Origin of the sequence: Bradyrhizobium barranii subsp. barranii (assembly GCF_017565645.3) — a bacterium.
GTDB lineage: Bacteria > Pseudomonadota > Alphaproteobacteria > Rhizobiales > Xanthobacteraceae > Bradyrhizobium > Bradyrhizobium barranii.
Window position 1 is genome coordinate 6,291,170 of record NZ_CP086136.1, and the last position, 25,451, is coordinate 6,316,620.

Annotated in this window: 24 protein-coding genes; 6 read left to right on the forward strand and 18 right to left on the reverse strand. The window is 64.9% G+C overall.

Annotated features, from left to right (window positions below; genetic code table 11):
• Positions 1 to 24: 24 nt before the first annotated feature.
• A complete protein-coding gene (dmeF, locus tag J4G43_RS30490) occupies positions 25 to 987 on the reverse strand; it encodes a CDF family Co(II)/Ni(II) efflux transporter DmeF (RefSeq protein WP_208087245.1) in 963 nt (320 codons plus the stop codon).
• 194 nt (positions 988 to 1,181) lie between these two features.
• Here dmeF and J4G43_RS30495 point away from each other — a divergent pair, with 194 nt between their 5' ends.
• From J4G43_RS30495 to J4G43_RS30505, 3 genes are all read left to right on the forward strand, one after another.
• Positions 1,182 to 2,000 carry a chromate resistance protein ChrB domain-containing protein gene (locus J4G43_RS30495; RefSeq protein WP_063982842.1) on the forward strand — a complete coding sequence of 273 codons (819 nt, stop codon included), beginning with the start codon at positions 1,182 to 1,184 and terminating at the stop codon, positions 1,998 to 2,000.
• A complete protein-coding gene (gene chrA / locus J4G43_RS30500) occupies positions 2,000 to 3,385 on the forward strand; it encodes a chromate efflux transporter (RefSeq protein ID WP_208087246.1) in 1,386 nt (461 codons plus the stop codon). Before J4G43_RS30495 ends, chrA begins: the two co-directional genes overlap by 1 nt.
• Before the next feature lie 248 nt (positions 3,386 to 3,633).
• Positions 3,634 to 4,284, forward strand: a complete 651-nt coding sequence (locus J4G43_RS30505; protein WP_249814661.1) for an outer membrane protein — start codon at positions 3,634 to 3,636, stop codon at positions 4,282 to 4,284.
• Positions 4,285 to 4,286: 2 nt separating this feature from the next.
• On the opposite strand, the gene J4G43_RS30510 is transcribed toward J4G43_RS30505, so the two are convergent.
• The 13 genes from J4G43_RS30510 to rpoZ all read right to left on the reverse strand — a co-directional run bounded on the left by J4G43_RS30510 (position 4,287) and on the right by rpoZ (position 18,592).
• Positions 4,287 to 5,831, reverse strand: coding sequence for a GMC family oxidoreductase (locus tag J4G43_RS30510; RefSeq protein WP_208087247.1), 1,545 nt, complete (start codon positions 5,829 to 5,831; stop codon positions 4,287 to 4,289).
• Between the two features lie 4 nt (positions 5,832 to 5,835).
• The gene (locus J4G43_RS30515; RefSeq protein ID WP_208087248.1) at positions 5,836 to 7,386 is read right to left on the reverse strand and encodes an ABC transporter substrate-binding protein; all 1,551 of its coding nucleotides are present in this window, start codon (positions 7,384 to 7,386) and stop codon (positions 5,836 to 5,838) included.
• A gap of 314 nt (positions 7,387 to 7,700) precedes the next feature.
• A complete protein-coding gene (gene parC, locus J4G43_RS30520) occupies positions 7,701 to 9,959 on the reverse strand; it encodes a DNA topoisomerase IV subunit A (protein ID WP_208087249.1) in 2,259 nt (752 codons plus the stop codon).
• A 60-nt stretch (positions 9,960 to 10,019) separates the two neighbouring features.
• The gene (locus J4G43_RS30525; RefSeq protein ID WP_208087250.1) at positions 10,020 to 10,298 is read right to left on the reverse strand and encodes a hypothetical protein; all 279 of its coding nucleotides are present in this window, start codon (positions 10,296 to 10,298) and stop codon (positions 10,020 to 10,022) included.
• A gap of 105 nt (positions 10,299 to 10,403) precedes the next feature.
• The gene (gene recO / locus J4G43_RS30530) at positions 10,404 to 11,156 is read right to left on the reverse strand and encodes a DNA repair protein RecO (RefSeq protein WP_208087251.1); all 753 of its coding nucleotides are present in this window, start codon (positions 11,154 to 11,156) and stop codon (positions 10,404 to 10,406) included.
• A gap of 140 nt (positions 11,157 to 11,296) precedes the next feature.
• Entirely contained in the window at positions 11,297 to 11,677 is a 381-nt protein-coding gene (locus J4G43_RS30535) for a hypothetical protein (RefSeq protein WP_028150631.1), read from the reverse strand.
• Positions 11,678 to 11,698: 21 nt separating this feature from the next.
• Entirely contained in the window at positions 11,699 to 12,625 is a 927-nt protein-coding gene (gene era, locus J4G43_RS30540) for a GTPase Era (RefSeq protein WP_085399877.1), read from the reverse strand.
• Complete coding sequence (gene rnc, locus J4G43_RS30545; protein WP_208087252.1) at positions 12,615 to 13,481, reverse strand: ribonuclease III; 867 nt, start codon at positions 13,479 to 13,481, stop codon at positions 12,615 to 12,617. Before rnc ends, era begins: the two co-directional genes overlap by 11 nt.
• Entirely contained in the window at positions 13,478 to 14,242 is a 765-nt protein-coding gene (lepB, locus tag J4G43_RS30550) for a signal peptidase I (protein WP_014494746.1), read from the reverse strand. The genes rnc and lepB overlap by 4 nt, the downstream gene beginning before the upstream one ends.
• Positions 14,243 to 14,492: 250 nt before the next feature.
• Positions 14,493 to 14,912 carry a holo-ACP synthase gene (gene acpS / locus J4G43_RS30555; protein ID WP_014494745.1) on the reverse strand — a complete coding sequence of 140 codons (420 nt, stop codon included), beginning with the start codon at positions 14,910 to 14,912 and terminating at the stop codon, positions 14,493 to 14,495.
• Positions 14,909 to 15,661 carry a pyridoxine 5'-phosphate synthase gene (locus tag J4G43_RS30560; RefSeq protein ID WP_208087253.1) on the reverse strand — a complete coding sequence of 251 codons (753 nt, stop codon included), beginning with the start codon at positions 15,659 to 15,661 and terminating at the stop codon, positions 14,909 to 14,911. The genes acpS and J4G43_RS30560 overlap by 4 nt, the downstream gene beginning before the upstream one ends.
• A 45-nt stretch (positions 15,662 to 15,706) precedes the next feature.
• On the reverse strand, positions 15,707 to 17,992 hold the full coding sequence (locus J4G43_RS30565; protein ID WP_071913178.1) for a RelA/SpoT family protein: 2,286 nt from the start codon (positions 17,990 to 17,992) through the stop codon (positions 15,707 to 15,709).
• Positions 17,993 to 18,199: 207 nt separating this feature from the next.
• The gene (rpoZ, locus tag J4G43_RS30570; protein ID WP_014494742.1) at positions 18,200 to 18,592 is read right to left on the reverse strand and encodes a DNA-directed RNA polymerase subunit omega; all 393 of its coding nucleotides are present in this window, start codon (positions 18,590 to 18,592) and stop codon (positions 18,200 to 18,202) included.
• 329 nt (positions 18,593 to 18,921) lie between these two features.
• Between rpoZ and J4G43_RS30575 the strand changes: the two genes are divergently transcribed.
• Positions 18,922 to 19,569, forward strand: coding sequence for a LabA-like NYN domain-containing protein (locus J4G43_RS30575; protein ID WP_014494741.1), 648 nt, complete (start codon positions 18,922 to 18,924; stop codon positions 19,567 to 19,569).
• Positions 19,550 to 20,224, forward strand: a complete 675-nt coding sequence (locus J4G43_RS30580; protein WP_063982832.1) for a uracil-DNA glycosylase — start codon at positions 19,550 to 19,552, stop codon at positions 20,222 to 20,224. Before J4G43_RS30575 ends, J4G43_RS30580 begins: the two co-directional genes overlap by 20 nt.
• On the opposite strand, the gene J4G43_RS30585 is transcribed toward J4G43_RS30580, so the two are convergent.
• From J4G43_RS30585 to dapA, 4 genes are all read right to left on the reverse strand, one after another.
• On the reverse strand, positions 20,221 to 20,802 hold the full coding sequence (locus tag J4G43_RS30585; RefSeq protein WP_208087254.1) for a peroxiredoxin: 582 nt from the start codon (positions 20,800 to 20,802) through the stop codon (positions 20,221 to 20,223). The two genes, J4G43_RS30580 and J4G43_RS30585, sit on opposite strands and share 4 nt — an antisense overlap.
• Before the next feature lie 17 nt (positions 20,803 to 20,819).
• Positions 20,820 to 21,293 (reverse strand): SsrA-binding protein SmpB, encoded by a 474-nt coding sequence (smpB, locus tag J4G43_RS30590; protein WP_008133025.1) that lies wholly within the window; start codon positions 21,291 to 21,293, stop codon positions 20,820 to 20,822.
• A 74-nt stretch (positions 21,294 to 21,367) separates the two neighbouring features.
• Positions 21,368 to 21,781, reverse strand: a complete 414-nt coding sequence (mscL, locus tag J4G43_RS30595; RefSeq protein WP_208089454.1) for a large conductance mechanosensitive channel protein MscL — start codon at positions 21,779 to 21,781, stop codon at positions 21,368 to 21,370.
• A 50-nt stretch (positions 21,782 to 21,831) separates the two neighbouring features.
• The gene (dapA, locus tag J4G43_RS30600; RefSeq protein ID WP_038975901.1) at positions 21,832 to 22,722 is read right to left on the reverse strand and encodes a 4-hydroxy-tetrahydrodipicolinate synthase; all 891 of its coding nucleotides are present in this window, start codon (positions 22,720 to 22,722) and stop codon (positions 21,832 to 21,834) included.
• A gap of 280 nt (positions 22,723 to 23,002) precedes the next feature.
• Here dapA and J4G43_RS30605 point away from each other — a divergent pair, with 280 nt between their 5' ends.
• Complete coding sequence (locus J4G43_RS30605) at positions 23,003 to 25,399, forward strand: lytic transglycosylase domain-containing protein (protein WP_208087255.1); 2,397 nt, start codon at positions 23,003 to 23,005, stop codon at positions 25,397 to 25,399.
• Positions 25,400 to 25,451: the final 52 nt, after the last annotated feature.

Below are 25,451 nucleotides of genomic sequence, written 5' to 3' on the forward strand. Positions count from 1 at the left end.
CGAATTCCGTTTCGGCAGATCACATCAATGCGGGCAGGTCTCGACCTCGACCGTGACGTGGCTCAGGCCCTTCAGCCCAGCGAGCCGCTTCTTATAGACGGCCGGCTGCTTCGGCTTGTCCGACACCACCGAGACCAGCACGGCGCAATGGCCGGGCCCGACCTGCCAGAGATGCAGGTCGGTGACGCGGTCCTCTCCGACCTCCATGCGGGCGCGGATGGTGCGTTCGAGCTTCTCGTCGGCGCGCACGTCGAGCAGCACCGCGCCTGATGACTTGACGAGGCCGAACGCCCAGCTCGCGATCACGGCGCTGCCGATCAGGCCGACGGCGGGATCGGCCCAGACCCATCCCGAATACATCGCGACCACCAGCGCTGCGATCGCCAGCACCGAGGTCGCCGCATCGGCCATGACGTGGACATAGGCCGCACGAAGATTGTTGTCGTGATGATGGTGGTGATGACCGTGATCGTCGTGATCATCATGCGCATGCCCAAGGCCGTAGTCATGGCCGTGATGATGGTGATCATGGCTGTCGCGCAGCAGCCACGCGCTGGCGAGGTTGACGCAAAGGCCAAGGGCGGCGACCGCGATGGCCTCGCCATAGACGATCGGCACCGGCGTGAACAGCCGCAGCACGCTCTCATAGGCGATCTCGACCGCGATCAGGCCCAGGATGATCGCGCTGGAGAAGGCGGCGAGATCGCCGAACTTGCCCGTGCCGAAGGTGAAATGCGCATTCCCCAGATGCCGGCGCGCGAAGCGGTAGGCAAAGGCGGCAATGCCAAGCGCGGCCGCATGCGTGCCCATGTGCCAGCCGTCGGCCAAAAGCGCCATCGAGCCGAACAGCGAGCCGGCAACGATCTCGCCGACCATCATGACCAGGGTCAGGACGACCACGAGCCAGGTGCGCCGCTCGTTCTCGTCGTGCTTCTCGCCGAGAAAGGCGTGGTCATGGGTCCATTGCTCGATCGAATGGGAATGCATCGAAAAGTCTCCGAAAGGTCCGGTCCGTTGACCCGCAATATAGACCTGCGGAATGTCCGGGCAAAATCAAGTCAACGAGCCGATTGACAGCCCGGGGCGGTTTCGTTGTAATGACGCTCATGGGGACTGAGCGATCTCCCCACGAGGCGACAAGCCCAAGTATCGCGTCCCGTTTGTTCTTACGAGGGCGCATCATGTCTTCCTACACAACGATATCATCTGACAAATTGGCACGGCTGATCGGCACGGCGAACGCACCTGTCCTGATCGACGTGCGCACCGACGAGGATTTTGCCGCCGACCGGCGACTGATTCCCGGCTCGATCAAGCTCAGCCACGACAACGTTCCGGACTGGGGCGGCGAATTCTCCGGCCGTTCCGCCATCGTCGCCTGCCTGCGCGGCGAAAAGCTCGCACAGGGCACGGCCGCCTGGCTGCGCCAGCTCGGCGTGCAGGCCGAGACGCTGGAAGGCGGTTTCGAGGGCTGGAAGAACGCAAAGCTGCCGCTGGTCGATGCTGCAAAACTGCCGCCGCGCGACGCCAAGGGACGCACCGTCTGGGTGACGCGGGCCCGGCCGAAGGTCGACCGCATCGCCTGCCCCTGGTTGATCCGCCGCTTCGTCGATCCCAACGCGGTGTTCCTGTTCGTCGCGCCCTCTGAAGTGGTCGCCGTGGGCGAGCGTTTCAACGCGGCGCCGTTCGACATCGAGAACGTGTTCTGGAGTCACCGCGGCGAGCTCTGCACCTTCGACGTGATGATCGAGGAGTTCGGGATTGCAACACCGCCTCTGCTGCGGCTCGCCACGCTGGTCCGCGGCGCCGACACTGCGCGGCCCGACCTCGCGCCGGAAGCCCCTGGCCTGCTCGCGGCCTCGCTCGGGCTGTCGCGGATGTACGACGACGATCTTGAACAGCTCGAAGCCGGCATGACGCTCTACGACGCCTTCTACCGCTGGTGCCGCGATGCTACGGCCGAGACCCACAACTGGCCGACCAACAAGGTGAAGGCGTGATGGACACCCGCGCCAATCCAACGGAAGCTGATGCCGGTCACGGCATCAGCTTCGGCGAAGCCTTCCGAGTCTGGCTCCGCGTCGCCTGCCTGAGCTTTGGCGGCCCCGCGGGCCAGATTGCGGTCATGCATCGCATCCTGGTCGAGGAGAAGAACTGGATCTCCGAAGGCCGATTCCTGCATGCGCTGAACTACTGCATGCTCTTGCCGGGACCGGAGGCGCAGCAGCTTGCCACCTATGTCGGCTGGCTGATGCATCGCACCGCCGGCGGGCTGATGGCGGGCGGGCTCTTCATCCTTCCCGGCATCATCGCCATCATGGGCCTCAGCTACATCTACGCGGCTTTCGGCAATGTCAGCTTCGTCGAGGCGCTGTTCTTCGGGCTGAAGGCGGCCGTGCTGACCATCGTCCTCGAGGCCGTGGTGCGCGTCGGCAAGCGCGCGCTGAAGAACCGCATCATGATCGCGCTCGCCGCAATCGCCTTCGTCGCGATCTTCTTCTTCGCGGTCCCCTTCCCGGTCATCATCATCGCCGCCGGCGTGATCGGATATGTCGGCGCCCGGGCTGGCCGCCCAGAGTTTGCCCCGGCGGCTCACGGCTCCGGCGGCAGCACCGCCGTGATCGACAGCATGCTCGGCGAAGCCGTTCCCGAGCATGTGCGCCCCAACACCGCGCGCGCGATCCGCGTCGGTGCGCTATGGCTCGCACTCTGGCTGGTGCCGGTGATCGCGCTGCTTTTGATTCTTGGTCAAGCCAGCGTGTTCAGCCAGATCGCGCTGTTCTTCTCGAAGATGGCGCTGGTCACGTTCGGCGGCGCTTATGCGGTGCTGGCCTATGTGGCGCAGCAGGCGGTCGAGCATTATCACTGGCTGAAGCCGCACGAGATGCTCGACGGTCTCGGCATGGCCGAGACCACCCCGGGGCCGTTGATCATGGTGCTTCAGTTCGTTGGCTTCATGGCCGCCTATCGCGATCCAAGCGGCCTGTCGCCGATGCTTGCAGCGACGCTCGGCGGATTGCTTGCGACCTGGGTCACGTTCACCCCCTGCTTCCTCTGGATCTTCGTCGGCGCCCCCTACATCGAGCGCCTGCGCGGCAACACGGGCCTCGCCGGCGCACTCAGCGCGATCACCGCCGCCGTCGTCGGCGTGATCCTTAACCTCTCGATCTGGTTCGCGCTGCACACGCTGTTCCGCGAGACCGTACCGGTGCACGCTTTCCCGTTCGCCTTCGACAGGCCGGTGCTGACGAGCGTTGACGTCCCGGCGCTGCTGCTGTCGATCGCGGCCGCGACCGCGATCTTCCGCTTCAAGCTCGGCATGCTCACCGTGCTCGCCGGTAGCTGCGCCGCGGGCGTGGCACTCCGGCTGGCGGGGGTGATCTGAGCAGCAGCTTCATCGAGCTGTCATCCTCAGGCCGCAACCTCATTGCGTGACATTTGCGCCACGCTCTACCAAAACTTGTATGGATCGGATCGATGCGACCTTCCGCCACGCCCACCATATCTGGCAAAGATGCATGCACGTTTTGGGCATGTGGGGACATTTCAGAAATGACGCGTTGCATCAATCTTTGCGCCGGTATGCTTTTGACAGTGGGATTTTCCAGCGCGGCCTTGGCGGCTGATCTGGCGGTGAAGGCACCTCCCCTCGCGCCCATCCCTTTCACCTGGACCGGTTGCTACGTCGGCGCACACGTCGGCGGTGTCGTCAGCGACGACCGGACCACCAACTCGCTTGGAAACTCTGTCTCCTTCAGTTCAACAGGCTTCGTTGGAGGCGGACAGGTCGGCTGCGACTATCAATTTGCGACCAGATGGGTCGTGGGTGCCGAAGGCCGTGCGGCCTGGAGCAGCCTCCGCAACTCGCACGCCGGCACCGTCAGAAACCTCGTGACCGGCGTCGTCGTCCCCAGCCAATTCACGATGAGCAACGACTTCCTGGCCTCGGCCACCGCGCGGCTCGGCTACGCGTTCGCTGATCGCTGGCTGGTGTTCGTCAGGGGCGGCGGCGCCTGGACGCGTGAAAAGCTTGACGAGGCCTTCACGCCCGCTGGTGGCGTCCCCGTCAATCCCAGCGGAGCCAGCACCCGAACCGGCTGGACCGCCGGCACCGGCGTCGACTGGGCGTTCGCACCGCATTGGTCCGCGGTTTTCGAATACGACTATTACGACTTCGGCGACCACAGCGCGTTCCTGAGCAATGGGGCCGGCACGACCGTCAACATCTTCAGCCTGAAGGATCGCATTCACGCCGTGACGGCAGGCGTGAACTATCACTTCTAGCGCTAACGCATCATCATCCGCGCAATCGCCTCGCCGATCACCACCGTCGTGAAGTGGGTGTTGGCGCGGCAATCGGACGGCATGATCGAGGCGTCGGCGACGCGTAGGCCCGAGATACCCTTCACGGTGCCGTCGGGGTTGACCACGCCATCGGGGTCGTTGACCCCAGTCATGCGGCAACTGCCGGCGGCATGCTGGATGTCTCCGGTCTCGCGGCGCAGCAGCGCATCGAGCTCGTGATCCGGCAAGGCCGCAGCTTGCGGCAGCGTCAGATCGGTGTCGGTCAGCCTGATCCAATCGGCAATGCCTGAAAGCGCCGGCTGCGAGGTGATCACGGCCAGCCGTTTCACCGCGTCCATCATGCGCAGCATGTCGCGGGGATCGGCAAGCATGTTCTCCTCGACGATGGGATCGATCGCCGGATCGGTCGAGGCCAGCTTGAGCGTGCCGCGCGAATAGGCGTTGAACAGGCCGGCGCCGATCGCTCCAGGCACGCCGATGCCGCGGTGGTTGAACGCGATCAGGATCATGTCGCGCTTGCCGCCATCGGCGAGGCCGGAGGAATAGGTCACGCAGCAATTGGTGTGGCGGGTGTCCGGATCGGTCGGCCGCAGATTTTCGTGGAGCTGGACCGTGGCGCGAAACAACGGGTGGTCGAAGAAGTGGCGGCCGACCGGCAGATCGCGCTCGACCGCGATCCCCATCGCCTTCAGCTCATCCGCCGGTCCGATGCCAGAACGCAGCAGGATCGCCGGACTGTGGATGGCGCCGGCGCAGAGCACGATCTGGCGCGCGCTGATCTCGTGGGTGCCCTGCCCTTCGATGTGAACACGAAGGCCGGTCGCCCGGCCGTCGCTGATCAGCACGCGATCGACCAGCGCATGCCCGCGAATCTCGAGATTGGCGCGGCCGCGCGCCGGCTCGAGATAGCCCTCGTTGGTCGTGATGCGGCGGCTGTCCCGGCTGTTGATGGGATAACAGGCGACGCCCTCGCCATCAGGACCGTTGAGGTCGGCGCACCAGGGATAGCCGCTCGCCAGCGCGGCATCGCGCAGGCCACGATCGATCGGGCCCCACTTCTCGGGCGGAGCGCGATAGACCGGCAGCGGTCCGCCGCTTCCATGGCCCGGGGCGTCACCAAATTCCAAATCATCCTCGATCACCGAGAACAGCGGCATCACGTCCTTGGCCGACCAGCCGGTGCAGCCATTGGCCGCCCACTCGTCGAACGCGTCGGCGACGCCGCGGATGGCAATCTGGCCGTTCATCATCGATGAGCCGCCAAGCCCCTTGCCGCGCCAGTAGAAGCGCGGCTCCTGCCCGGCCACCCGGCGCGTCAGGAGATCGGCCCATTGCCATTTCTCCTGGTACTCACGCTTGTGGATGATCGGGATCGGATTTGGCGTCATCACCTCCCAGGGCGCCTCGTCGGCGCGCCAGTCCAGCCCCGCCTCGAGCAGCAGGACACGCCGTGCGGGATCCTCGGAAAGCCGTGCCGCAACAGCGGCGCCGGCGGAGCCGCCGCCGACAACAATGACATCGTACATCGCGTTACTTCTCAACGTTCCAGAACACCGGGATGGCGGACGGTATCAGACCACGCAGGGTGGCGCGATAGGCCGCCGGCTGCGCGAACTGGCCCCACGGGATCGCGGGCGCTTGATCGTACATGACGCTCTGAATCTCGCCGGCGATCTTCTTGCGATCCTCCTCGGCAGGCGCCTTGGCGAAGGCTTCCATCAAGGGCGTGATACGTGCGTCGCATTGCCAGCCGGTGAAGTCGGCGCAGTTGAAGGCGACCATGACGTTGGTCAGCGGCGAGCCCAGGTCAAAACCGCCGGCGTGGACGCCATAGACGCTCCAGCCCTCCTTCTTGGCGCGGCGCGCCAGCACACTCGCCCAGTCCATCACCTGGAGATCGACGTTGAACCCGGCCTGCTTCAGCCGTTCGGCCAGCACCTGCGCCGAGACGCGCGGGGCTTCGAGATCGTTGGCTTCCATGACGACGACGGGCTCGCCGGCATATTTGGTCGCCTTCAACGCAGTTTTCGCCGCTTCAATCGACGTCTTTGCGGCAGCTTCCGTGCCGGCCTTGCTCTCATAGGTGGTGCCGCAGGTGAAGAACGTCGCGCAAGGCGCGGCGTATTTGGCATCGAGCCCGAGTGCATCCAGCACCTCGCGCTGGTCGACCAGCTTCCACAGCACGCGGCGAATTTCCGGATCATCAAACGGCTTCGATGCGGCGTTGAGACGATAGGCGCCAGCGAACATGTTGCCGCCGGTGAAATTGACCAGCTTGACGCGGGAATTCTTTTCCAGCTGCGGCAACAGATCGAACGGCGCATATTGCATGAAGTCGACTTCGCCCGCCTGCAGCGCGGACGCGGCGGTCGCACCATCAGGGATGACGCGGATCTCGAGCGTGTCGATGCCGACGCGCTTGCCGCCGGCGAGGAAATCGGCGGGCTCGGGGCGCGGCACATAGTCGGCGAATTTCTTCAGGATCATGCGATCGCCGGTGCGGTGATCGGCCTTGCTGTAGACGAACGGGCCGGAGCCGACGATCTCGGTGATGCGCTGGTCGCCGGGCGTCTTGGCGATGCGCTCGGGCATCATGAAGGCGACGGGGCTGACGGGATTGCCCAGCGCATCGATGACGAGGCCGGACGGCTCCTTCAGCGTCAGCACGAAGGTTTTCGCATCCGTCGGCTCGAGCGAGGCCGTGATCGCGAAGATGCGACGGCCGAGCGCGCTGCGGGTGCCCCAGCGGCGCAGCGACGCCACGCAATCGGCCGCCGTGACCGGCTGGCCGTCATGCCATTTCAGGCCGTCGCGCAGCGTGAACGTATAGGTCAATCCGTCGGATGAGACTTTCCAGTCCTGCACCATCTGCGGCTTGATGTCGCCCTTGGAGTCTTTCGCAAAGAGCGTGTCGAACACCATGTAGCCAAACGTGCGCGAAATGTAGGCCGTGGAAAAATGCGGATCGAGCGTGACGATCTCCGCCTCAAGCACCGCAACGAGATTGCCCGCGGCATGCGCCGGAGCCGCGATCAGCGCGAACCCAAGCAGCGCGGGGATGAAAGCCTTCAGTTTGAACATTGTGCCTTTTGCTTCTTCTTGAGAGTTCATTTGCAGGCAAAGAAAAAGCAATGTTCGTGCCCGATCGACGCAGGCACTTATGCGCTCACGCCTATCTGCCAAGCGTTTGCGCCACACTCGCTGTCATCGCCCGCCTAGTGCGCAATTGCGCACAGGGGCGGGCGATCCAGTATTCCAGAGAGGGGCGTGATGAAACCGAGAAGCCGCGGCGTACTGGATGCCCCGGTCAAGCCGGGGCATGACACCTGTGTTGTGGCGTCCCGGCTCTGCGCAGCAGCGTTTCACGCTGCAGCGCGTCCGGGACACGAGCCTGCTTACCCAATCACCCTGCCGAACCTGTTCGACTTCGGGAAACCCTTCGGCGGCATGCGGCCGGCATCCGCACGGGTGCCTTGCCACTCGGCAAGCTCCTTCATGGTCGCGGAGAATTCGCGGCCGGCGGAGTCCTTCCAGGTCAGGCCCGCCTTGGCCTCGAACACGGCGACGTCGGACAGGCCGCCGTCCTTGTACTTCTGCAGCCGCACGCCGCGACCGCGGGCCATCTCCGGCACCTGGTCGAGCGGGAAGATCAGCATCTTGCGGTTCTCGCCGATGACCGCGACGGTGTCGCCGATCACCTCGGTGACCGTGCGCGCCTCGTTCGGCATGTCGACGTTGAGGACTTGCTTGCCCTTCTTGGTCGTGCCGACGCAATCGTCCTCGTTGACGACGAAGCCCTGGCCCTCGTGGCTCGCGATCAGGAATTTGCGTCCGCCCTTGTTGACGAACAGCGCGACGGGGGCCGCCTCCTGCTCGAGGTCGATGAACAGACGGATCGGCTCGCCGTGGCCGCGACCGCCCGGAAGCTTTGCGACATCGAGCGAGTAGAATTTGCCGTTGGTGGCGAACAGCAGCAGCTTCGAGGTCGTCTCCGCGAAGAAGGCAAAGCCGAGCTTGTCGTCCTGCTTGAAGGCCAGCCCCGAGAGATCCTCGACATGGCCCTTCATGGTGCGGATCCAGCCCTTGTCGGAGACCACGACCGTCACCGGCTCGCGCTCGACGAGGGCTTCCTCCATCGCGGCGAGATCGTGCTCGGGCGCATCAGCAAAGGTGGTGCGGCGCTTGCCGAGCGGCGTCTTGGGTCCAAACATGTCGCGGACCTTGCCGACCTGCTCGCCGACCTTCTTCCACTGCTCCGGCTCCGAGGCGAGCACCGCGTTAATGCCCTTGAGCTCGGCGCGGAGGTTCTTGTCCTCGGTGCGGATCTCCATTTCCTCGAGCTTGCGCAAGCTGCGCAGGCGCATGTTGAGGATGGCTTCGGCCTGCACCTCGGTAAGCTTGAACGCCTTGATCAGCGCCGGCTTCGGTTCGTCCACGGTGCGGATGATCCTGATCACCTCGTCGAGGTTCAAGTACGCGATCAACAAACCGCCCAGAACTTCGAGCCGGTGCTCGATCTGCGTCTTGCGGAAGTTGGTCCGGCGGATCAGGACGTCGCGCAGATGGTCGAGCCATTCGCGCAAGCACTCCGCGAGCCCCACGACCTTGGGGATGCGGCCCTTGATCAGCACGTTGAGGTTCAGCGGAATCTTGTTTTCGAGCTCGGTCAGCCGGAACAACGATTCCATCATCAGCGCGGGATCGACGTTCTTCGACTTCGGCTCGATCACGATGCGGACGTCTTCGGCCGACTCGTCCCTGATGTCGCCGACCAGCGGCAGCTTCTTCTGGTCCAGCAGCTCGGCGACCTTCTCGATCAGGCGCGACTTCTGCACCAGGAAGGGGATCTCGGTGACGACGACGACCCAGGTGCCGCGCGTACCCTCTTCCTGCTCCCATCGAGCGCGAACACGGAACGAGCCGCGACCGGTCGCATAGGCTTCAGCGATCGCCTGCTTGGAATCGACACAGATGCCGCCGGTCGGGAAATCCGGGCCCTTCACCCACTTCAGCAACGCCTTGGATTTCGCGTCGGGCTTCTCGATCAGGTGCAGCGCGGCGTCGCAGAGCTCGGCCGCGTTGTGCGGCGGGATCGAGGTCGCCATGCCGACCGCGATGCCTTGCGCGCCGTTGGCAAGCAGGTTCGGAAAGCCGCCGGGCAGCACGACCGGCTCTTTCGACTGGCCGTCGTAGTTGGGCCGGAACTCGACGCCGTCCTCGTCGATGCCCTCGAGCAGAAGCCGCGCGACGTCGGTCATGCGCGCTTCGGTGTAGCGGTAGGCAGCCGGGTTATCGCCGTCGATATTGCCAAAATTGCCTTGGCCGTCGACCAGCGGGTAGCGCGAGGAGAAATCCTGCGCGAGGCGTACCATGGCGTCGTAGATCGCCTGGTCGCCATGCGGATGGAACGAGCCCATCACGTCGCCGACGATCTTGGCGGATTTCTTGAACGCCGTGCCGGGGTCGAGCCGGAGCAGGCGCATGCCGTAGAGGATGCGCCGGTGCACCGGCTTCAGACCGTCGCGCGCATCCGGCAGCGCACGGTGCATGATGGTGGAGAGCGCATAGGCGAGATAGCGCTCTTCCAGCGCCTCACGCAGCGGCACCTCGTGAATTTCGGCCGGTTCCTCCGGCGGAATCAATCGTTTTCCCATGCCGCCCGGTTAAACCGTGGAAGCGAATCGGGCAAGGATCGATTGGTTCCCTGTGGGCGGCTATTGCCCTGCCCAGCCGGCGGTCACTGGCTGCTGGGTCTTGGCTTGCGCGGTGACCGGCGCATTGGTGAGGCAACGCCGGGCGACCTCGATTTCGGCCTCCGTTGCCCCCTTGGACCGCGCCCATGTCTCTGCGGCCGCAGCGGAATATTTCGCCACGTAATACCGGATCACGGTGCAGGATGCCCGGCGAAAGACACCCGGTTGCAGCTCGCCAGCCACGGCGTCAGGCGCGAACGCAAGCAACGCCGCCGACACGGCGAATCCCTTGATCAACATTTTTGGCTGTTCCCGTTGTGGAACCCTGCGAGGGCCAATTCGACCAGGCGGATTTCGTTCCCGGGGAACTTCCATGTCTGGCGACAGGGCAGAAGCGCTCTCAGGTCATGGCGCCGGAATGGCCAAATTCGCCTGCTGCCGCGTCAGCGCATTGATGAAGCCGGCGCGCGCGTCGGAATGGCCCTGGCCGCGCGGCTCCAGCACATGGCGCAGCAGGAACAGGCCGGTGAGCCGGAAGCCGTCCTGGAGATCCTGGTCGGTGAGGTCGCTCGCGGCCTCGCCACGACGCAGGAACGGCGGCAGGCGCAACAGCCGGTCGCGCCATGGCTCGCCGGCCCCGCGCGACACCGCGCCGCCGGATTTCGGCGAAACATAGATCAGATCCGTGGTCTCGCCGGTCACCGCGCAGTTTTCCAGCGCCAGCCCAAAGCCGAGCTCGGCGAGCATCGCCAGCTCGAAATGGATGAGGTGCACCGCGGCACTGCCGATATCGTCGAAATCATCGAGTGAATGTTCGAGCATCGCAAAGATGTCTTCGTGCGGATCGCGCTCCGGCAGCAGCCGCGCAATCGAGGCGAGATGGGTGACGCCATAGACCCCGTGGGAGGATCCCAGCAGCGTCGCCGCGCGCAGCTTGAGGCCCTCAACCGCATAGGTGCCGAGATGCTCGTCGAGCCGCGCCCGCCACACGACGCTGACGCTGTTGCCGGGCTGCAAGAGCGGCCGCATCCGCGAACCGGCGCCACCGCGCACGAGGCCGAGATGCCGGCCGTGCGCACGCGTCAGCAGCTCGACGATGGCGCTGCTCTCGCCATGCCGCCGCACGCCCAGCACGATGCCTTCGTCGGTCCATTCCATGGAACGGAGCTTATCGCATTTCAGGTGAGTGTAGGACGGGCAAAGCGAAGCGTGCCCACCAATTTGATCCGCAGCGCGATTATGGTGGGCACGGCGCGCAAGGGCGCGCCTTTGCCCACCCTACGGCATCGCGCAAGACGTTAGGCGTTGAACCAGCCCTGGGCGTCGCCGCTGAACGAGAAATACAGCCCCATCGCGGTCAGCACGCAGGAGACGATCTCGATGACGCTGTCGAGCTCCAGGCCCTTCTCGCCGATGATCTGGCCGAGCGAGATCACGGACAGCACAAGGGCCGCCGCCAGCACCCAGCGCGGCCAGTTCTTGCGCCAACGCGCAGCCAACCAGACGAAATAGACCAGCAGCAGGATCATGCCGCCGGCGAGCATGGTCGCCATCATGATCATCTGCTCGGTCATCTCGGCATTGGGCGTGCGGTCCTGCACCGCGACCGACAGGGCATCCAGCATCAATGACGCATAGAGCAGCGCTTCGAAGCGCCGGACGTTGCTGGGTACGCTCATCGGTGACCGATCTTTTCTTGGTTATTCTTTGGGAAATTCCAGGCCCATCTCGCGATAGCGATCGGGATCGTCGCCCCAGTTTTCGCGCACCTTGACGAACAGGAACAGGTGCACCGGCACGCCCAGGATCTCGCCGATCTCCTTGCGCGAGTCCGCGCCGATCGACTTGATGGTGGCGCCGCCTGCGCCCAGCACGATCTTGCGCTGGCTCTCGCGCTCGACGAAGATCGTCTGCTCGATGCGCACCGACTTGTCCTTGCGCTCCTCCCACTTGTCGGTCTCGACCGTGGATTGGTAGGGCAATTCCTGGTGCAGCTTGCGATAGATCTTCTCGCGCGTGATCTCGGCCGCAAGCTGCCGCATCGGCGCGTCCGACATCTGGTCTTCGGGGTAGAGGAACGGGCCCGGCGGCACGATTTCGGCCAGCGTATGCCTGAGGTCGTCGACGCCGTCGCCCGAGATCGCCGCGATCATGAAGGTCTTTGCAAAGGCCATGCGCTCGTTGGCGGCCTGCGCCAGCGCCAGCAGCTTCTCGCGCTGGACCAGATCGACCTTGTTGATGACCAGGATCTTCTCGTGCTTGACGCTGGCGACCTTGGTGAGGATCGCCTCGGCCTCTTCATCAATCCCGGCCTTGGCGTCGAGCAGCACGCAGACGAGGTCGGCGTCGTGCGCCCCGCTCCAGGCCGTCGAGACCATGGCGCGGTCGAGCCTGCGCTTGGGCAGGAAGATGCCGGGCGTGTCGACCAGGATGATCTGCGCGTTGTCCTCGATGACGATGCCGCGGATCAGCGCGCGCGTGGTCTGCACCTTGCGCGAGACGATCGTGACCTTGGCCCCGACCAGCGCATTGACCAGTGTGGATTTTCCGACATTCGGCGCGCCGATCAGCGCAACGAAGCCGCAGCGCGTTGCGGAGGGCGCTTCGCCGCTTGCTTCAGCCGTCATTGCCGCCGCCAACACCTTCACGTTCGATCATCACTGAGGCCGCCACCTTCTCCGCTGCACGCTTGCTGCCACCGATGCCTTCGGCCGACGCCAATCCCGGCAGATCCACCGCGACGCGGAACTGCGGATCGTGATGCGGGCCGGTGCGCTCGACCTCGCGGTAGACAGGCGTCGGCAGCCCCTTCCCCTGCGCCCATTCCTGCAGCACGGTCTTGGGATCGCGCAAGGGACGCCGCGGCTTGTGCATGCGTTCGGTCCAGTTGCGCCTGACGAATTCCGCCGCCGCCGCGTAGCCACCGTCGAGGAAGACGGCGCCGATCACGGCCTCGCAGATGTCGCCGAGCACGCTCTTGCGCAGGCGGGCATCGGCGCTCGGCCCGACCGAACCGAGCTTGACGTCGTCGAGCAGACCGAGCGACTTGGCAACGTCGGCGCAGCTCTCCTTGCGCACCAGTTCGGCAAGTCGCTTGGACAGCTCGCCCTCATCAGCATTCGGGAAGGCGTGATAGAGCATGTCGGAGACGACGAGCCCCAGCACATGGTCACCCAGGAATTCCAGCCGCTGATAGCTGTCGCCGCGCTTGCGCCCCGACTTCAGCGCCGAGACATGCGTGATCGCCTGCATCAGCAGATTCGGATCGGCAAAGCTGTGGCCGATGCGCGCCTCGAGCGCCGCGTTCGCATCCGAGGCCTTGGCCTTGCTGCTCCGCACCCGCTTCTTCTTTGCAGGCGTCTTGGTTTCAGGTCTCTTGGCTTCAGGCGTCTTGGTCGCAAGCGTCTTGGTCGCAGCTTCGCCGTCGGCGCCCGCCGCGGGCTCGGTCGATTGGATCGGGATGTCCTTGGCTTCGTCTTTCATCGGACGATTTTGAAGAAACGGTTCCAGCGCACCGCCCAAGGCCAGCGCCAGAACATCCAGGCATGCTCGCCTTCGGCGATGGAGAAGAAGATCATCTGGGCGCGGCCGATCAAATTCTCCTGCGGCACGTAGCCGACCTGGCCGAGGAAACGGCTGTCGGTGGAGTTGTCACGGTTGTCGCCCATCATGAAGAAATGGCCCGGCGGCACGTTGTAGACGTTGGTGTTGTCCATGTAGCCGTTGTCGGCGCAGTCCAGCGTCTCATAGGACACGCCGTTCGGCAGCGTTTCCTTCCAGCGCTTCACCCGCGAGATGCCCCCGCCTTCGGAGCCGCAGGGATCCTCGCCGACAAATTCGCTCATGCGCTGCCGCTCGACCGGAGTGTCGTTGATGTAGAGCAGCCCATCCTTCATCTGGATGCGGTCGCCGGGAAGGCCGATGACGCGCTTGATGTAATCGGTGGAGTCGTCCTTCGGCAGGCGGAACACGACGATGTCGCCGCGGTTCGGGTCCGAGCCCCAGATCCGCCCCGAGAACAGCGGCGGCGAGAACGGGATCGAGTAGTGGCTATAGCCGTAGGAATATTTCGAGACGAACAGATAGTCGCCGACCAGCAGCGTCGCCTTCATCGAACCGGACGGAATGTTGAACGGCTGGAACAGGAACGTGCGGATCACGAGCGCGATCAGGAGAGCGTGGATCACGACGCGGATCGTTTCGCCGACGCCGCTTTCAGTTTTCGTTCCCGAAGTCACGCTCATTGCTCTCTCAATTCCGGCCGGCGGTCACAGAGCGCCCTCCTTCCGCGAACAGCCCATCGCTTCGCGGCCCAAGGAGATTGTCCTGATTCTGATAATGAGGGCCAATTCCGGCGTAAAGCCGAATTCGCCCAGCCTGATTTGCGTTCGCGGACTTTTAGACGGTTGTCGGGGGCCACGCAATCAAGGATCGCATCAAAACTGCATAAGACATTGATTTTTAATGTGAATTATAAAAACAGCCCGCCGACGGTCAGGGCTTGGCCAGCGGCACGGCGGAAATGATGACGAAGGCCTGCGCCAGCGGCCAGTCGTCGGTGATCGACAGGTCGATTTTCGCCTCGAACCCCTCGGGCGTCAGGGCCTGGAGCCGGGCCAGCGCCCCGCCCGTCAACTGCATGGTCGGCCGCCCTCCCGGCAGGTTGACCACCCCCATGTCGCGCCACCAGACACCGTTCCGGATGCCGGTACCTAGCGCCTTCGAGCAGGCCTCCTTGGCCGCGAAGCGCTTGGCGTAGGTCGCGACCACCATCTTCTCGCTCTTGGCGCGCCGCTCCGCCTTGGCCCGCTCGGCCGCGGTGAAGATGCGGTCGAGGAAACGCTCGCCATGGCGCTCGATCACCTTGCCGACGCGGGTGATGTCGATCAGGTCGGAGCCGATGCCGATGATCATGCCCGGCTCCGGCCGCGGTCCATCGCCGCGCGCATGGTCCGCACCGTCTCGGCGAGCCCGACGAACAGCGCCTCGCCGATCATGTAGTAGCCGATGTTGAGCTCCATGATCTCCGGCAGGGCCGCGATCGTCTCCGCCGTCGCGTAGTCGAGCCCGTGGCCGGCATGGATTTCGAGCCCGGCTTGCTTCGCCAGCTTCACCCCCGCCACGATCCGCTTCCACTCCGCCTCGGCCTTGTCGGTATGACCGTCGACGACGGCGTCGCACCAGGCGCCGGTGTGGATCTCGATCACGGGCGCCTTCAGCCGCGCCGCCATCTCGATCTGCGCGGGATCGGCGGCGATGAACAGCGAGACCCGGATGCCCGCATCGTTCAGCCGCGCGATGTAGGGCGCGAGCGCATTGTGCTGGCCGACGACGTCGAGGCCGCCTTCGGTCGTCACCTCCTGGCGGCGCTCCGGCACGAGGCACACCGCATGCGGCTTGGTCGCAAGCGAGATGCGCATCATGTTGTCGGTCGCCGCCATCTCGAAATTGAGCGGCTTGGAGATCCCGGCCTTCAGCCGCGCCATGTCCTCGTCGCGGATGTGCCGGCGATCCTCGCGCAAGTGAGCGGTGATGCCGTCGGCGCCGGCCTCGATCGCGAGCAGCGCGGCACGCACCGGATCGGGATGGCGGCCGCCGCGCGCGTTACGCACGGTTGCGACGTGGTCGATATTGACGCCGAGGCGGAGCGGAGAAGCGGGCATTTCAGGACTCACGAAATCGGGGGGACGGACGCCTACGAAAGGCGTCTATCCATTAACACGTTCGACACGGGCCACGACTGCCTTGGCGCGCAACTGAGCGAGGATCGCGCTCAGATGCTTCAGATCGTAGACTTCGAGATCGATCGTCGTCTCCGTGAAATCGGGCGAGCGGCGCTGCATGCTGATGTTGTCGATGTTGCCGTCGTGCTCGGCGATCACGGTCGCGATCTGTGCCAGCGCGCCGGGCTCGTTGACGTTCTCGACCTTGATACGGGCCGGGAAGCGCTGCGGCGCAGAATCCTCGATGTCCCAGCGCACGTCGAGCCAGCGCTCCGGCTCCTCCTCGAAATCCTTCAGGGCCGGCGCCTGGATCGGGTAGATCGTGATCCCCTCGCCCGGCGTGACAATGCCGACGATGCGGTCCCCGGGCACGGCGCCGCCGTTCGGCGCGAACTTCACCGGCAGGTCGGAATTGATGCCGCGGATCGGGATCGCGACCGGGCTGCGCGGCGGCTCCGACGACTTCTCCCTGAGCTTGGCGGCGAGCCCCTTCTTGACGCCGTAGCGCGCGATGCGCTCCTCCTTGTAGTCGGGATACATCGCACGCGCGACGTGGGAGGCCTTGATCTCGCCGCGGCCGACCGCCGCCATGACGTCCTCGATCGAGGTGCGCGCCAGCCGCGGCAGCGCGCCCTTGAGCTTGTCGTCGGCGTATTCGATCTTGGCGCGCTCGAACAGGCGTTCCACGATGCGCCGGCCGAGACCGACATATTGGTCGCGCACCGCCGTCCTGGTGGCGCGGCGGATCGCGGCGCGCGCCTTGCCGGTGACCGCGAGCGTTTCCCAGGCCGAGGGCGGCGCCGCTTGCGCCTCCGAGGTCAGCACCTCGACCTCGTCGCCGTTCTGGAGCTCCGAGGACAGCGGCGCGAACTGGCCGTTGATCTTGCAGCCGACGGCGCTGTTGCCGACGTCGGTATGCACGGCATAGGCGAAGTCGATCACATTGGCATGGCGCGGCAGCGCGATCAGCTTGCCCTTCGGGGTGAAGCAGAACACCTGGTCGTGGAACAGCTCGAGCTTGGTGTGCTCGAGGAATTCCTCGGGGTTGGCGCTCTCCGAGAGGATGCCGATGGTGTGGCGCAACCAGGCGAACGCATTGGACTCGCGCTTGAGAAACTCGGTCGGCGAGCCCACGTCTTCCTTGTAGAACACGTGTGCGGCGATGCCGCGCTCGGCGATCTGGTCCATCGCCTCGGTACGGATCTGCAGCTCGACGCGCTGGTTGCCGGGGCCGATCACCGTGGTGTGGATCGAGCGGTAGTCGTTCTGCTTCGGCGTCGAGATGTAGTCCTTGAAACGCCCGGGCACGACCGGCCAGTTGGTGTGGACGATGCCGAGCGCGCGATAGCAGGCCTCGATGTCGTTGACGACGAGGCGGAAGCCGAAGATGTCGGACAATTGCTCGAAGCCGACCGACTTGCGTTCCATCTTGGTCCAGATCGAGAACGGCTTCTTGCGGCGGCCATAGACCCGCGCGCCAAGGCCCCGGTGGCGCAGATTGTTGGAGAGCTGGTCCTCGATTTCGCCGATCAGGTTGCGGTTGCGCTCGGCGAGCGCGTCGAGCCGCTGCATCACCACCGAATAGGCTTCCGGATCGAGGGTGCGGAAGGACAAATCCTCCAGCTCCTCGCGCATTTCCTGCATGCCCATGCGGCCGGCCAGCGGCGCATAGATGTCGAGCGTCTCCTCGGCAATGCGCCGTCGCGACTCCGGCGGCACGAAGTCCAGCGTACGCATGTTGTGCAGGCGGTCGGCGAGCTTGACCAGCAGAACGCGGACATCGTCGGCAATGGCCAGCAACAATTTGCGCAGGTTCTCGGCCTGCTTGGCCTCGCGCGACACCAGCTCCAGCCGCTTCAGCTTGGTCAGGCCCTCGACCAGCGCGCCGATCTCGGGCCCGAAGATCTGGTCGATCTCGGCACGCGTCGCCTCGGTGTCCTCGATCGTGTCGTGCAGCAGGGCAGCCACGATGGTGGCGTCGTCGAGCTTCAGATCGGTGAGAATCGCCGCCACTTCGAGCGGGTGCGAGAAATACGGATCGCCCGAGGCACGGGTCTGCGAGCCGTGCGCCTTCATGGCGTAGACATAGGCGCGGTTCAGCAGGTCTTCGTTGGTATTGGGATTGTAGGACCTGACGCGCTCGACGAGGTCATATTGACGCATCATGCGCGCGCGAGGCTTGGCCGGGCGCCCCACCGGCGCAGTCGGGGCCACGGCAACCGATTCGGTTGCGGCCAGCATCTGCGTTTGTCTCCGGCGCCGATACACCATGCCATCCTGCCTTCAAACGGACCATGAGCCGTCCGTTGCATACATCTTAGCCCCGATCGCGCGTGCGTCCGATCAATTCGGTGACAGGCGCGCAACGCGATGCGGCAACGCTATGGTAACCACGAAAACGCCAACAAAAGCAAAGGCCCGAACACGGGTTCGGGCCTCTGATAAGATCACAAGAAATCGACGACTGCGACGGGACGATTACTCGTCCTCCTCGGGCTGTTCTTCCGGCGGCGCGAGGCCCTCGAGGCCCTTCAGGAGCTCCTCTTCGGTCATGCGCTCAACGGCAACTTCGGTATCGTCGGCATCGACGCTGGCACCGGCGGAACCGATCAGCGGGACCGTATCGGGCTCGGGCTCGTCGACCTCGACGAATTTCTGGAGCGAGTGGACCAGCTCCTCGCGGAGGTCCTCCGGCGAGATGGTTTCGTCCGCAATTTCGCGTAAAGACACAACGGGGTTCTTGTCGTTATCGCGGTCAACCGTTAGTTGTGAACCGGACGAAATCATGCGGGCCCGGTGGGCGGCCAGCAGGACCAGGTCAAACCGGTTGTCGACCTTGTCGATACAATCTTCTACGGTGACGCGAGCCATGGACTGTCGCTCCGTTGTGGGTGGGACGAAATATGTGGATGATTGGGGCTAGTTATAGGGGACAGGGCGATTTCGCAAGGCCAATTTGTGATTTGGCCTCGCCAAACGGCTCTGCTACCCCCACATTGGGGCTGGGATGGGTGGTTTGCCGGGCTGCTATTGAGGGTGGCACCGGGCGTATGCAGGTCCGCCATAACTATACCTTGATTGCCACGACTTCTCCGGATTTGCGGTTTCGACGGGCTTCGGCGGCACCATAGACCTGCGCGGCTTGCTGTCGCCGCGCCAACAATAAACGATCAATCACGAACGCTACGCGAGCAAACTGAATGTCACCTTCTGCCACTAACAAGATCGCGCTCTTCATCGATGGGGCCAATCTCTACGCGACGGCGAAAACTCTCGGCTTCGACATCGACTACAAGCGCCTGCTGAAGGAGTTTCAGAGCCGCGGGACGCTGTTGCGGGCGTTCTACTACACCGCGATCATCGAGGATCAGGAGTACTCCTCGATCCGCCCGCTGATCGACTGGCTCGACTACAACGGCTACACGGTCGTCACCAAGGCGACCAAGGAGTTCATCGACGCCTCCGGCCGCCGCAAGGTCAAGGGCAATATGGACATCGAGCTCGCCGTGGACGCCATGGAGCTCGCCGAGCACATCGACCAGATGGTGCTGTTCTCGGGTGACGGCGACTTCCGCTCCCTGGTCGAAGCCGTCCAGCGCCGCGGCGTCCGGGTCACCGTGATCTCCACCATCGCGAGCCAGCCGCCGATGATCGCCGACGAGCTGCGCCGCCAGGCCGACGTCTTCACCGACCTCGTCGAGCTGCAATCCAAGCTCGGCCGCGACCCGTCCGAACGACCCGCCCCGCGTGACCGCGGCGAGCGTGGCGAGGGACGCCATCACGCCCCGCAGTTCCTCCAGCGCGCGACCACGATGGCGCCGAGGGGCGATGACGACTTCGAGGAGTGAGGCGGCTCGGTCAAGCCGCCAGCCTCTCACCCTCGTCCCCGACCGTGACTGTCCGCTTTGTCCGCGCCTGGTCGCCTTTCGCGAGGCGAACCGCGCGCGCGAGCCGTTGTGGCACAACGCCCCGGTCCCCCCCTTCGGCGACATCAAGGCGCGCCTGCTGATCGTTGGCCTGGCGCCAGGCATGCAGGGCGCCAACCGCACCGGCCGCCCCTTCACCGGCGACTATGCCGGCGACCTGCTCTACGCCACGCTGCTCGAATACGGCTTCGCCAAGGGCACCTATCAGGCGCGGCCCGACGACGGCCTGAAGCTGGTCGACTGCCGGATCGCCAATGCCGTGCATTGCGTTCCGCCGCAGAACAAGCCGCTGCCGGTCGAGATCAACACCTGCCGCCAGTTCCTCGGGGCTACCCTCGCGTCGATGCCGAAGCTGCGCGCGATCGTCGCGCTCGGACGCATTGCGCACGACACGGTGCTCAAGCCGCTGAACCTGAAGGCCTCGCAAGCTCCCTTCGGCCACGGCGCCGTGCATCAGGCCGGCGCATTCAGGCTCTACGACAGCTATCATTGCTCGCGCTACAACACGAACACCGGCGTGCTGACGACGGACATGTTCCGCAGCGTGTTCGCGAAGGTGAAGGCCGACCTGGACTAGGGCTCGGCTGGATTGGCCTTCAGCCAGTCCAGGACGTCGCCGGCGTTCCGGTCGGGCGGAAACACCGGATAGAACAGATGCGTGACCTTGGCGTCATCGATGATCAGCGCAAGGCGCTTGATCAAGGTCAGGCCAGCGACCTCCATGGTCGGCAGATTGAGGGCGCGCGTCAGCGCCAGCTTCTCGTCCGACAGCACGGGGAACGGCAGGTGCAGCCGCGATGCCATCTCGGTCTGGTACGCGTTGCTTTGGGTCGAGAGGCCGTACACCTGGGCGGCGCCGGCAGCTTTCAGCTCGGCAAACAGATCACGAAACGCGCAAGTCTGCGGCGTGCAACCGCGCGCGCCCGGGATCATGTCCCAATCGTCGACCAGTCCGATCTTGCCGGGCTCGCCGGTGCGCGGATAGGCGAACACCACGGTCCGGCCGGAGAGTGCTGACAGATTCACCGACGTATCGTCGGTCGCGAGCAGGCTGACCGGAGGCAAGGTCATGCCCTTGAGATGCGCGGCGCCGCCGTCGTCGGCGGGTGCCGGAATCTGGCTCCAATCGACCTCGAGCAGGTTCTTCTGAGTCATCCGCCAACCTCTTGCCGCTATCCCCTCGCCCGCAACAGCCGGCCCTTCTCTCGGCTCCAATCGCGCTTCTTCTCGGACTCGCGTTTGTCGTGCAGCTTCTTGCCCTTTGCAACTGCCAGCTGCAACTTGGCCCGCCCGCGCTCGTTGAAATAGAGCTTGAGCGGGATCAGCGTCATGCCTTCGCGGTCGACCGCGCCCATCAGCTTGTTGATCTGCTTACGGTGCAGAAGCAGCTTTCGCGGCCGCTTGGGCTCGTGATTGAAGCGGTTGCCCTGGAGATATTCGGGAATGGTGGCGTTGATCAGCCAGATCTCGCCGTCCTTGGAATCGGCGTAGGACTCCGCGATCGTGCTCTTGCCGTTGCGGATCGATTTGACCTCGGTGCCGGTGAGCGCAATGCCCGCCTCGATCGTGTCTTCGATCGCATAATTGAAGCGGGCCTTGCGATTTTCCGCCATGACCTTGATAGGACGTTCGTTCTTATCGGCCATGACCTAAAAAAACCTGGACAACAAACCTGATCGAGACACGCGCGTAAGCTAACAGCTCGGATGAAGCGCGCGCGTCACTTCTTGTGGAGATCGCGGATCTCAGTCAGCAGCTCGACCTCGGCCGACGGTTTTGCCGGAGCCGCAGGCGCCGCCTCCTCCTTGCGCTTCAGCGTGTTCATGGCGCGGATCACCAGGAACAACACGAAGGCGACGATGATGAAGTTGATCGTCAGCGTCAGGAAGCTGCCGTAAGCAAGCACTGCACCTTGCTTTTTCGCATCCGCTAAGTTGGTGGCGGTCACCGCCTTCGACAAGGGGGCGAAGTAGTTCGAGAAGTCGAGGCCGCCGGTCGCGGCGCCGATGATCGGCATGATAACGTCACCGACCAGCGACGTGACGATGGCGCCGAAGGCCGCACCGATGATGACGCCGACGGCGAGGTCGACGACGTTGCCTTTCATGGCGAACTCGCGGAACTCCGTGAGCATCTTCCTGCCCTTCTCGTCGACGCTCATGAACGGCTCCCCGGTTGGCTAAATCAGTTGATCAGCCCAGCATGAACCATCGCACTGCGCACGGCAACGCGCGTCGGCTCGGTGACCGGAACCATCGGCAGGCGCAGCGTCTCGTCCAGCTTGCCCAGCAGCGACATCGCGTACTTGATCGGCGCCGGATTGCTCTCGATGAAGAGGTTGTTGTGCAGCGGCATCAGCTTGTCGTGGATTGCGAGCGCCGCCTTGGTGTCGCCCTTCGCCCAGGCGGCCTGGAATTCCGAGCACAGGCGCGGCGCGACGTTCGAGGTCACCGAGATGCAGCCATGGCCGCCATGCGCCATGTAGCCGAGGATGGTCGCGTCCTCGCCGGAGAGCTGGTTGAAATCCTCGCCCATCGCCGCGCGCTGCTGCGAGACGCGGACCATGCTGGCGGTGGCGTCCTTGACGCCGGCGATGTTCTTCAGCTCCCACAGCCGCTTCATGGTGTCGACCGACATGTCGATCACCGAGCGCGGCGGAATGTTGTAGATGATGATCGGGATGCCGATCGCATCATTGATTGCCTTGAAGTGCTGGTACATCCCTTCCTGGGTCGGCTTGTTGTAATAGGGCGTCACGACCAGCACGGCGTCCGCGCCGGCCTTCTCGGCGTGCTGCGCGAGCTCGATCGCCTCCTTCGTCGAATTGGAGCCGGCACCCGCGACCACGGGTACGCGCCCCTTGGCTTCAGCGATGCACCATTCGACGACCTTCTTGTGCTCGTCATGGCTGAGCGTCGGGCTCTCGCCGGTGGTGCCGACCGGGACCAGGCCGTTGGTGCCTTCCGAGATCTGCCAGTTGACCAGCGAGCGGAACGCCGCCTCGTCCAGCGAGCCGTTCTTGAACGGCGTGACCAAGGCGGTGAACGATCCCCGGAATTTCGTCTTGGCTGCCATGGACTTCCTCCGTACGCGGCTATCTCTTGAGCAAGCTGCATTCATATCGGGTCTATCCCGCCGGTAAAAGACCCGCTTCCGTGTGACGCACCGTTTAGGCCGCGATTTTGCCGCGGTGGTGGTGCAAACCGGGCAAAGGTAAGCAGCTGTTGGTATTTTGTCCGCATATTCAAGCGAATACAGCTAGGTCTTGAGCCAACTGACTGATTCGGGGCGACCAAACGCCGTGACCTCCTTTCCTCGTTCCGCATGGCGATCCACCGGTCTGGCCGTGTGCCTCATGGCCGGGCTGTCGGTCGGCTGCGCCGCCCTGGCCAAGTCCAATGAGACGACCGCGGACGGGGCCAAGGACACCGCAAAGCCGGCGGCCAAGGACTCCGCGAAGGGATCAGCCAAAGAAACAACGAAGGGAACCGGCAAGGAAACACCGAAGGGCGCGAGCAAGGGCGCGGCTGCCGCCCCGGCCAAGGATGCCGCGAAGAAACCCGGCAAGGATGCTGGCAAGGACGCCGCCAAGGATGCAGGCAAGAGAGCCGGCAAGGAACCCGCCAAGGACAAGCCCAAGCCCGCAGCCGCCGCGCCAAAATCACAGCCGGCCGCCAACGGCTCGCCCCCCAAGACCGCACCCGCGCCGGCCGTGACGGCCACCGTCAGGCCTGCCGCCCCGGCGCCCGTCGCCAAACCCGTCGCAGCTCCTCTGCTTGCGCCGGCGACCCGCCAGCACGCCACGCCGCGCAAGCCGGTCACGCCGGCCGCGGTCGCTGCGACCTCCTCGACGTCGCAGGCCGACAAGGACACGCTCGAGAACGTCATCGAGCTCGTGCGCAAGCGCAAGGCGGCAGACGCCACCAATTACGCTGCCTCGATCTCGGATCCCGTCGCACGAAAGCTCGCCGAATGGATCATCCTGCGCAGCGAGGACAATGGCGCGACCGTGGAACGCTACCGCGCCTTCCTCTCCGCCAATCCGAGCTGGCCGTCGCAGACCTTCCTGCGCCGGCGCCTCGAGGCCGCGATGTGGGACGACAGGCGCGACGATTCGGTCGCGTGGTCGTGGTTCGAGAATGAATCGCCTGTGTCCGCCAAGGGCCGATTCACGCTCGCCAAGGCGATGCTGGCGCGCGGCGACCGCGCCAACGCCGAGCGGCTGGTGCGCGAGGCCTGGCGCAGTGATCCGATGTCGGAGGAGACCGAGAACAACGCGCTCGACCAGTTCGGCGCCCTGCTGACGCCGGGCGACCAGAAGGCGCGGATGGACACCTTGCTCTACGGCAGCGAGAACGAAGCCGCGCTCCGCGCCGCAAAACGCCTCGGCGCCGGCTATGTCGCGCTGGCCAAGGCCCGCATCGCCTCCGTCAAGAAGGCGCCGAATGCGCGCGCGCTGCTCGACGCCGTGCCGCGCGAGCTGCACAACGATCCCGGCTTCATCTTCAGCAAGATCCAGCTCCTGCGCCGCGAGGAGAAGTTCGCCGAAGCCGCCCAGCTGATGTTGTCGGCGCCGAAGGATCCGAACCGTCTCTACAATCTCGACGAATGGTGGATCGAGCGGCGCCTGCTGGCGCGCAAGATGATCGACACCGAGGAATTCCGCAGCGCCTATCTGATCGCGCGCGACGCGGCCCTGCCCTCGCGCGACATCTACAAGACCGAGCAGGAGTTCACCGCCGGCTGGATCGCGCTGCGATTCCTCAACGAACCCACCGCCGCCACCCAGCATTTCGCCCGCATCGGCGTCGGCAGCGTCAATCCGACCACGCTGGCGCGCGCCGGCTATTGGCAGGGCCGCGCGGCGGAAGCGGCGGGCCGCCAGCAGGAGGCGCGCAACGCCTACGCCCGGGCGGCCGAGCAATCCACCAGCTATTACGGCCAGCTCGCGCGCGCAAAACTCGGCCTGCCGCAGATCGAGCTCAACAGCCAGCCGCGCGGCCGCGGCGCCGAACGGCTGGAGATCGTGCGCGCCGCGCACCTGCTCTACGAGCTCGACGAACGCGAGATGGCGATACCTGTTCTCGCCGACATGGGCGAGAACGGCGATCCCGAGGCGCTTGCCGGCCTTGGCGAGCTCACCCAGCGCTACAGCGACGCGCGCGGCATGCTGCTGCTCGGCAAGGCTGCGCTCAACCGCGGCCTCCCCTTCGACTTCTACGCCTATCCCGTCAACGGCATTCCGCAGTTCACGCCGATCGGCCCCGAGGTCGAGCGCAGCATCGTCTATGCGATCGCGCGGCAGGAAAGCGCGTTCAACCCCTCCGTGGTCTCGCCGGCGCAGGCTTACGGCCTGATGCAGGTGACGCCGGACGCCGCGCGCTATGTCTGCAAGCGGCACGGCGCGACCTACGATCTGGGGCGGCTGAAGAACGATTCGGTCTACAACGCCACGCTCGGCTCGGCCGAGCTCGGCGGACTGCTCGAGGACTACCGCGGCTCCTACATCATGACCTTTGCCGCCTACAACGCCGGCCGCGGCAGCGTGAAGAAATGGGTCGACCGCTACGGCGACCCGCGCGATCCCAAGGTCGACGCGGTCGACTGGGTCGAGCTGATTCCGTTCTCCGAGACGCGCAACTACGTGCAGCGGATCATGGAGAATCTTCAGGTCTACCGCGCCCGCTTCGGCGGCGGCACACGGTTGCAGATCGAAGCTGACCTGCGCCGCGGCACCGGCAGCGTGGAATAGAGCCATCCTCCTGTGCGCTCCCGATTGACCGCCGAGAGCGTCGGCGGCGAGT

Bases quoted from the DNA above. Each gene is read 5' to 3' on its own strand.
- lepB (WP_014494746.1), bottom strand. From the start codon at position 14,242: ATGAGCGTGACTTCGGGAACGAAAACTGAAAGCGGCGTCGGCGAAACG.
- J4G43_RS30605 (WP_208087255.1), top strand. From the start codon at position 23,003: ATGGCCGGGCTGTCGGTCGGCTGCGCCGCCCTGGCCAAGTCCAATGAG.
- J4G43_RS30495 (WP_063982842.1), top strand. From the start codon at position 1,182: ATGTCTTCCTACACAACGATATCATCTGACAAATTGGCACGGCTGATC.
- J4G43_RS30510 (WP_208087247.1), bottom strand. From the start codon at position 5,831: ATGTACGATGTCATTGTTGTCGGCGGCGGCTCCGCCGGCGCCGCTGTT.
- J4G43_RS30560 (WP_208087253.1), bottom strand. From the start codon at position 15,661: ATGCCCGCTTCTCCGCTCCGCCTCGGCGTCAATATCGACCACGTCGCA.
- J4G43_RS30575 (WP_014494741.1), top strand. From the start codon at position 18,922: ATGTCACCTTCTGCCACTAACAAGATCGCGCTCTTCATCGATGGGGCC.
- J4G43_RS30525 (WP_208087250.1), bottom strand. From the start codon at position 10,298: ATGTTGATCAAGGGATTCGCCGTGTCGGCGGCGTTGCTTGCGTTCGCG.
- J4G43_RS30580 (WP_063982832.1), top strand. From the start codon at position 19,550: ATGACGACTTCGAGGAGTGAGGCGGCTCGGTCAAGCCGCCAGCCTCTC.
- era (WP_085399877.1), bottom strand. From the start codon at position 12,625: ATGACGGCTGAAGCAAGCGGCGAAGCGCCCTCCGCAACGCGCTGCGGC.
- rnc (WP_208087252.1), bottom strand. From the start codon at position 13,481: ATGAAAGACGAAGCCAAGGACATCCCGATCCAATCGACCGAGCCCGCG.
- smpB (WP_008133025.1), bottom strand. From the start codon at position 21,293: ATGGCCGATAAGAACGAACGTCCTATCAAGGTCATGGCGGAAAATCGC.
- dmeF (WP_208087245.1), bottom strand. From the start codon at position 987: ATGCATTCCCATTCGATCGAGCAATGGACCCATGACCACGCCTTTCTC.
- J4G43_RS30535 (WP_028150631.1), bottom strand. From the start codon at position 11,677: ATGAGCGTACCCAGCAACGTCCGGCGCTTCGAAGCGCTGCTCTATGCG.
- J4G43_RS30565 (WP_071913178.1), bottom strand. From the start codon at position 17,992: ATGGTGTATCGGCGCCGGAGACAAACGCAGATGCTGGCCGCAACCGAA.
- J4G43_RS30585 (WP_208087254.1), bottom strand. From the start codon at position 20,802: ATGACTCAGAAGAACCTGCTCGAGGTCGATTGGAGCCAGATTCCGGCA.
- chrA (WP_208087246.1), top strand. From the start codon at position 2,000: ATGGACACCCGCGCCAATCCAACGGAAGCTGATGCCGGTCACGGCATC.
- mscL (WP_208089454.1), bottom strand. From the start codon at position 21,781: ATGCTCACGGAGTTCCGCGAGTTCGCCATGAAAGGCAACGTCGTCGAC.
- rpoZ (WP_014494742.1), bottom strand. From the start codon at position 18,592: ATGGCTCGCGTCACCGTAGAAGATTGTATCGACAAGGTCGACAACCGG.
- J4G43_RS30515 (WP_208087248.1), bottom strand. From the start codon at position 7,386: ATGTTCAAACTGAAGGCTTTCATCCCCGCGCTGCTTGGGTTCGCGCTG.
- parC (WP_208087249.1), bottom strand. From the start codon at position 9,959: ATGGGAAAACGATTGATTCCGCCGGAGGAACCGGCCGAAATTCACGAG.
- acpS (WP_014494745.1), bottom strand. From the start codon at position 14,912: ATGATCATCGGCATCGGCTCCGACCTGATCGACATCACCCGCGTCGGC.
- recO (WP_208087251.1), bottom strand. From the start codon at position 11,156: ATGGAATGGACCGACGAAGGCATCGTGCTGGGCGTGCGGCGGCATGGC.
- dapA (WP_038975901.1), bottom strand. From the start codon at position 22,722: ATGGCAGCCAAGACGAAATTCCGGGGATCGTTCACCGCCTTGGTCACG.